4 protein-coding genes are annotated in these 6,230 nt (G+C 69.0%); 3 read left to right on the top strand and 1 reads right to left on the bottom strand.

All coding sequences use genetic code 11. The annotated features are described in order from the left end of the window. Positions 1–341: c-type cytochrome (locus ACIRDX_RS19400; RefSeq protein ID WP_396627087.1), on the bottom strand; the 341-nt coding region annotated here is incomplete at its 3' end. Between the two features lie 135 nt (positions 342–476). On the opposite strand from ACIRDX_RS19400, the gene ACIRDX_RS19395 reads away from it, so the two are divergent. The 3 genes from ACIRDX_RS19395 to ACIRDX_RS19385 all read left to right on the top strand — a co-directional run bounded on the left by ACIRDX_RS19395 (position 477) and on the right by ACIRDX_RS19385 (position 5,971). Then, on the top strand, positions 477–1,988 hold the full coding sequence (locus tag ACIRDX_RS19395; RefSeq protein ID WP_396627086.1) for a sulfatase: 1,512 nt from the start codon (positions 477–479) through the stop codon (positions 1,986–1,988). A gap of 339 nt (positions 1,989–2,327) precedes the next feature. Then, entirely contained in the window at positions 2,328–3,779 is a 1,452-nt protein-coding gene (locus ACIRDX_RS19390) for an aminopeptidase P N-terminal domain-containing protein (RefSeq protein WP_396627085.1), read from the top strand. Positions 3,780–3,784: 5 nt separating this feature from the next. After that, positions 3,785–5,971, top strand: a complete 2,187-nt coding sequence (locus ACIRDX_RS19385) for a M1 family aminopeptidase (protein ID WP_396627084.1) — start codon at positions 3,785–3,787, stop codon at positions 5,969–5,971. Positions 5,972–6,230: the final 259 nt, after the last annotated feature.

The raw sequence follows: 6,230 nt of genomic DNA, 5'->3' as shown, positions 1-6,230 counted from the left end.
CGCACCTGCGGCGGCATCAGGCCGTAGCCGCGGGTCAGCGTCTGGTAGATGGCGTGCGGGTCGGCGCCGTTGCGGAAGGGCTCCTGCCAGAAGCGGCGCGCGGTCGGCAGCGAACCGGGCTGCTCGGGGTCGCCGTGGCAGCTGTAGCAGGTGTTGCGGTACGTCACCATGCCACGAGCGACGGCGTCCTTGTCGAGGTCGCCGATCAGGCCGGCGTGATCGATGGAGCGCTCGTAGGCGGGCAGCGCCGGCGTGTCGAGCAGGTAGGTGGCCGGCGGCACCCTGCGTGGGCCGCACGCCATGCTCGCCAGCACGAGCAACAGCGGGACGAGCGGCCTCATGGTCGGTCGGCGGGCGGACGGGACTCTCCGGAATGGCGGCGGCTGATGCGTCATGCCCTTGCTGTGGGCGATATGGTATACAGCACAGTATTCTATGGCAAGTACAGCCAGTGCGGCCTCGGCAGACGCCCAGCCATGAGAACGTCCCGCCGTGACTTTACACTGGCGTTGTGTGCCGGCGCCGCGATGGGCGCGCGGCCGCGCGGCGTTCACGGCCAACCCGCAGACCGCCCGAGTTTCGTCGTCTTCCTCTCCGACGATCTCGGTTACGGTGACCTCGGATGCTACGGGCATCCCATCAACAGGACACCGCACCTCGACCGGTTCGCGACCGAGGGCATGCGCTTCACCGACGGTCACGCAGCCTCGACCGTCTGCTCGCCGTCCCGTGCAGCACTCCTTACGGGTCGACACCCGTATCGACTCGGCATCTACTACCTGCTGGAGAACGGCGTCCACCTCCGCAGGCAGGAGGTGACGATCGCGTCGCTCGTTCGGCGGCAGGGCTACGACACGTGCTTCGTGGGGAAGTGGCACGTGTCGCGGTTGGGGGAGTCGTCGGGTGGACAACCCACCCCACAGGATCACGGATTCGACCACTGGTTCGCCACCGAGCACAACGCGTTCGACGGGCCGGAGAACCCTGGTCGCTTCTTCAGGAACGGTGCGCCGGTCGGGCCGGTGACGGGGTGGTACTGCGACGTGATCGTGGAGGAAGCGCTCGCCTGGCTGCGACGGCGCCCCAATCCCTCTCGCCCGTTCCTCTTGTTCGTGAACAGCCACGAGCCGCACACGCCGGTGCGTCCGCCCGACCGGTACTCGGCGGCGTACGACACGGAGCAGGTCGACGGACTCGAGCGATCGGTGGCCTACGGTGGCGAAGCGCGCCCGGCTGCCAGCGGCACCGCCCACCTCAAGAAGCACTACTACGGCACCATCACGCAGCTCGACGCCGCGTTCGGGACCCTGATGCAGGGACTCGACGACCTCGGACTGCGAGAGCGGACGCTCGCCCTGTTCACCAGCGACAACGGCCCGGAGACGCCGATCACGCCCCAGGAAGAAGCCGGCGTCGGCGATCCCCTGCGCGATCGGTCGTTCGGGACGCCGGGCCCGCTACGAGGCGTCAAGCGCTATGTCTACGAGGGGGGGCACCGCATCCCGTTGATCGTCAGGTGGCCGGGCCGCGTGCGCGCCGGCGCCGTCAGTCACCACCTGGTCAACGGAACCGACCTGCTCCCGACCCTTGCCGCCCTCGCCGCCGCGCCGCTCCCTGGTGAGCGCACGATCGACGGCGTGGACGTGTCGCCGGTGCTGGCGGGCGGCTCGGTGACGCGCCCCATCCCGGCCTGCTGGACGTTCCCGGCGCGCTACCACCACCTGCCGCACATCGCCATGCGAGAAGGCGACCACTCCCTGGTGGGATGGATGGTCGCCAAGCGACCGGACCAGCGCTGGATGGGCTGGATCAAGACGACGACGCTGGAACGCAGCGAGTTGTACGACCTGCGCAACGACATCGGTCAGCGGCACGACCTTGCGCGTCAGGATCCGGAGCGGCACGACCGCCTCCGCCGGCAACTGATCGAACTGTGGGCTGGCATTCAGGCGGATGCCCCGGTGTGGGAGGAGTGGCTCGGGCGATGAGACGCGCGACGATGACAGCGCCCGACCTGATCGAGTTCGGCGAAGTGGCGTCGCCACCGGTGCCAGGATCCGGAGAGGTGCTGCTGCGCGTGCGACGCATCGGCGCCTGCGGCCCATCCACACCGCCATCACCAGCGTGCGCACGGGCGGCACCGTGGTGCACGTGGCCGTCTACGCCGACCGCCCACGCGTCGATCTCGGTCTCGTCCGGGACCGCCGGCGGTCGAGGAACGCAACCAGGATGTCGCCTCGAGGCCTGCTTCGCGAGGTGATCCCCTCGCCCCGTGTGCATGAGGCACGCCGGTGCCAGGCCGTCGGCTGTGCCACCAGGGAGATCAGATGAAGGCATCGACCCGCACGCTCGCCACATTGCTGCTCGCGAGCACCTTCGCCACGAGCGCGAGGGCGCAGGACACGGCGAGCTACCAGACCGACTTCCCGCGCGAGGAGTTCGCGGCCCGGCGCGCCGCGGTCTTCGAACGCATCGGCCGCACGGCCGTCGCGGTCGTGCAGGGCGCGGCCAACGTCGGCGCCTTCGCGCGCTTCCGGCAGACCAACGAGTTCTACTACCTGACCGGCGTCGAGATCCCGCACGCCTACGTGCTGCTCGACGGCCGCAGCCGCCGCACGGTGCTGTACGTGCCGCACCGCAACGAGGCGCGGGAGCGCAACGAGGGCAAGGTGCTGTCGGCTGAAGACGCGGCGTTGATCGTCGAGAAGAGCGGCGTCGACGAAGTGCATGGCGTCGAGCTGCTGGCGCAGCACCTGTCGCGCGCCCTCATCAAGCCGCCGACACCACAGCTCTACACGCTCTTCAGTCCCGCCGAAGGACGCGTCGCGAGCCGCGACGAAATCCTGACCGGCATCGCGGGCAATGCCTCCGACCCGTGGGATGGACGTGCGACGCGCGAGGGCACGTTCATCGGCCACCTGCGGGCCCGGTTCCCGCAGTTCTCGCTCCACGACCTGACCCCGATCCTCGACGACCTCCGCCTCGTGAAGAGCCCGCGCGAGATCGACCTGATCCGGCAGGCGTCGCAACTGGCAGCGCTGGCGATCACCGAGGCGATGCGCAGCACGCAGGCGGGCGTCATGGAGTACCAGCTCGATGCTGCCGCGCGCTACGTGTACCAGCTCAACGGGGCACGCGACGAGGGGTACGCGTCGATCACTGCCGGCGGTACCAATGCCTGGTGGGGCCACTACTTCCACAACAACAGCGCACTGAAGGACGGCGACCTGGTCCTGATGGACTACGCCCCGGACCTCCGCTACTACACCAGCGACATCGCGCGCATGTGGCCGGTGAACGGGCGGTTCAGCGCCGCACAGCGCCCGCTGTACGAGTTCATCGCCGCCTATCGCGACGCCCTGGTGCGTCACATCAAGCCGGGCCTCACCGCCGACGAGATCCAGGATCGCACCGCCGCCGACATGGCGAAGGTCATCGACACCACCAGGTTCGCCAACCCCAATCACGAGCGTGCGGCGCGAGAGGCCCTGAAGTTCCGCGGTCACCTGTCGCATCCCGTGGGCATGACGGTGCACGACGTCGGCACGTATCGCACGGGTCCGCTGAAGCCCGGGCAGGTGTTCTCGATCGACCCGATGCTCTGGGTGCCCGAGGAGCGCCTCTACGTCCGCGTCGAGGACGTGGTCGTGGTTACCGAGACCGGCGTCGAGAACTTCACCGACTTCCTCGCGGTCGCCCCCGCGGCGATCGAGGCGATCGTTGCCGAGCCGGGCATGGTGCAGTGGCGTGGCGCCACGTCGCTCCCCTTGAAGCGATGACCCCGATGCGCCTCCTCTCACGCCTGTCGCTCTTCGTGCTCGCGCTCGCCACGTGTCCTCCCTGCGTGGCGACGGCGCAGCAGGTGGACCTGTCGCGCCGGCCCGTCAGGTCGTTGCGCAGCCACGACTACGACGTCCAGCACTACCGCATCCAGTTGGCGATCGACGATGCCACCCGGACCGTCCAGGGTGAGACGACGGTGACGCTGCGGCCGCTCGGCGACGACTTCCGCATCGTCGAGCTCGACTCCGAGACGTTCACCGTGTCGGCCGTGCGCGACGAGTGGGGCGCCCTGCTCACGTTCAGTCAGCGGCCCGGCACTCTGCGCGTGGAGTTGGCCAGAGCCTACCGTCACGACGAGATCGTCACCGTCACGGTCGCCTATCGCTTCTCCAACCCCCAGGTGGACTCACCCCGGTTCGGCATGCCGGCCAACTACCGGCTCGGCTTCGACTTCAAGGCGGCAGAGGCACGCAACCCGCAGATGGTGTCGACGCTCTCCTTTCCCCAGGGCGCGCGGCACTGGTTTCCTGCCTACGATGACCCCGACGACAAGGCCACGGCCGACATCATCGTGACCACGCGCCAGGACCACACCGCGGTGTCCAACGGGCGCCTGGTCCGCATCACCTCCGACGAGAAGGCTGGCACACGCACGTTCCATTGGTCGCAGGAACAGCCACATTCGACGTACCTCTTCATGGTCGCCGCCGGCCCCTACGCCGTGGTGCGCGACACTCTGGGAACGCTGCCGATCAGCTATTGGGTCTACCCGCAGGACGAGCCGCACGCGAGACGCACCTTCGGGCGCACGCCAGACGTGATCCGTTTCTTCGGCGAGCGATTCGGCTACCCCTACCCGTGGGCCAAGTACGACCAGGTCATCATCCCGGGCATCGGCGGCGGCGCGGAGAGCACCTCCGCGACGGTCATCGGTGAAAGCGCCATCGTGCCCGACGACCGAGCCATGCAGGACTTCTCGGCCGACTGGCTGGTGGCACACGAGGCCGCCCATCACTGGTGGGGCGATCTCGTGACGATGCGGACCTGGAGCGAGACCTGGATCAACGAGGGCTTCGCGACGTTCGGCCAGCACGTCTACACCTGCCATGTGCGCGGGCCCGACGAATGCGCCGTCGACCTGCAGCAGAAGCGGACGAACTACCTCGACGAGGTGCGCACGCGGTACATGCGGCCGATCGTCTACGAGCGCTACGACCACCCGAACGACAACTTCGATCGCCACACGTACCAGAAGGGCGCCGTCGTCATCGACATGCTTCGCCACCACCTCGGCGAGGCGGCGTTCTGGCGATCGGTGTCGCGCTTCCTGCACGCGCACGCGTTCGGATCGGCCGACACCAACGACCTCGTCGTCGCCATTCACGAGACCACCGGGAAGAACGTGGCGTGGTTCATCGACCAGTGGGTCCGCAAGCCGGGGCACCCGGTGCTGGCGGTGACGCAGGCCTGGGATCCGGCGTCACGCAAGGTGGTGCTGCGCGTCCGCCAGACGCAGGACACGGCCAGGGGCGTCCCGATCTTCCGCCTGCCGGTGGAGGTCGAGGTGGTCACCTCGCGCGGCGCCACCGTCCATCCGATCATCGTCGAGTCGGCAGTCCAGCAGTTCGAGTTCGATGCGCCGGACAGGCCGCTCCTGGTGCGGTTCGACAAGGGCAATCACCTGCTGGCCGAACTGACGTTTGCCAAGGACACCACCGAGCTGCTCTACCAGCTGCGCCACGACGACGTGATGGGGAAGATGTGGGCCGCCTCGGAGCTGGGTGGGCGGATCGGCGAGCCTGGCGTGCGCGACGCATTGCAGGTGGCAACGACCGATGCCTTCTGGGCCGTCAGGGAGCGCGCGGTCACCGTGCTGACCACTGGGGGCCAGGGGATCGGCACCGACCGACTGCGCGAACTGGCCATCGACCCCAGCTCGCGCATGCGCGTGGCGGCGCTTCGAGCGCTAGGCGCGCGAAGGGAAGCCGCGCTGCTGCCGTTCTATCGGGAGCGCTTCGAGAAGGACGACAGCTATCTGGCGCAGGCCGAAGCGCTGCGTGCGGTCGGCATGGTGCGTGACCTGGCGAGCCTGCCCTGGCTCGCGCAGGCCGCCGCGATGGCCTCGCCACGCAACGTGATTCGCGTGGCGGCGGAGCGGGCGCGCGACGAGATCACCGGGGCCAGGTAGCTGGCCTCGACTCGGGAGGCCTGGCGTCGGACGGCGCGCATCTCCTCGTCGCCCCACACGAGCGTGGCCTCGGCTTCGTGTTCCGGGACCTGGCGCTCTGGCCGCATCTCTCGGTGACGGAGCATCTCGGGTTCGTGCTCGGGTCCCCGCGCGGCGCGCCCCCGGCGCGCCCCCTCACCAGCTGCCGCGTTCGCCGAGGTGATGGACGATCTGCGCGTAGCGCTCCGTGCCCCGTCGCCAGTTGGTGACGACGGCACGC

The organism is Luteitalea sp., from assembly GCF_044337415.1.
Classification (GTDB): Bacteria; Acidobacteriota; Vicinamibacteria; order Vicinamibacterales; family Vicinamibacteraceae; genus Luteitalea.
Note: the sequence above shows the minus strand (reverse complement) of the source record. Positions and strands in the feature narration are given on the sequence as shown.

Coding starts and splice junctions, on each gene's coding strand:
- ACIRDX_RS19395 (WP_396627086.1), top strand. CDS start 477: ATGAGAACGTCCCGCCGTGACTTTACACTGGCGTTGTGTGCCGGCGCC.
- ACIRDX_RS19390 (WP_396627085.1), top strand. CDS start 2,328: ATGAAGGCATCGACCCGCACGCTCGCCACATTGCTGCTCGCGAGCACC.
- ACIRDX_RS19385 (WP_396627084.1), top strand. CDS start 3,785: ATGCGCCTCCTCTCACGCCTGTCGCTCTTCGTGCTCGCGCTCGCCACG.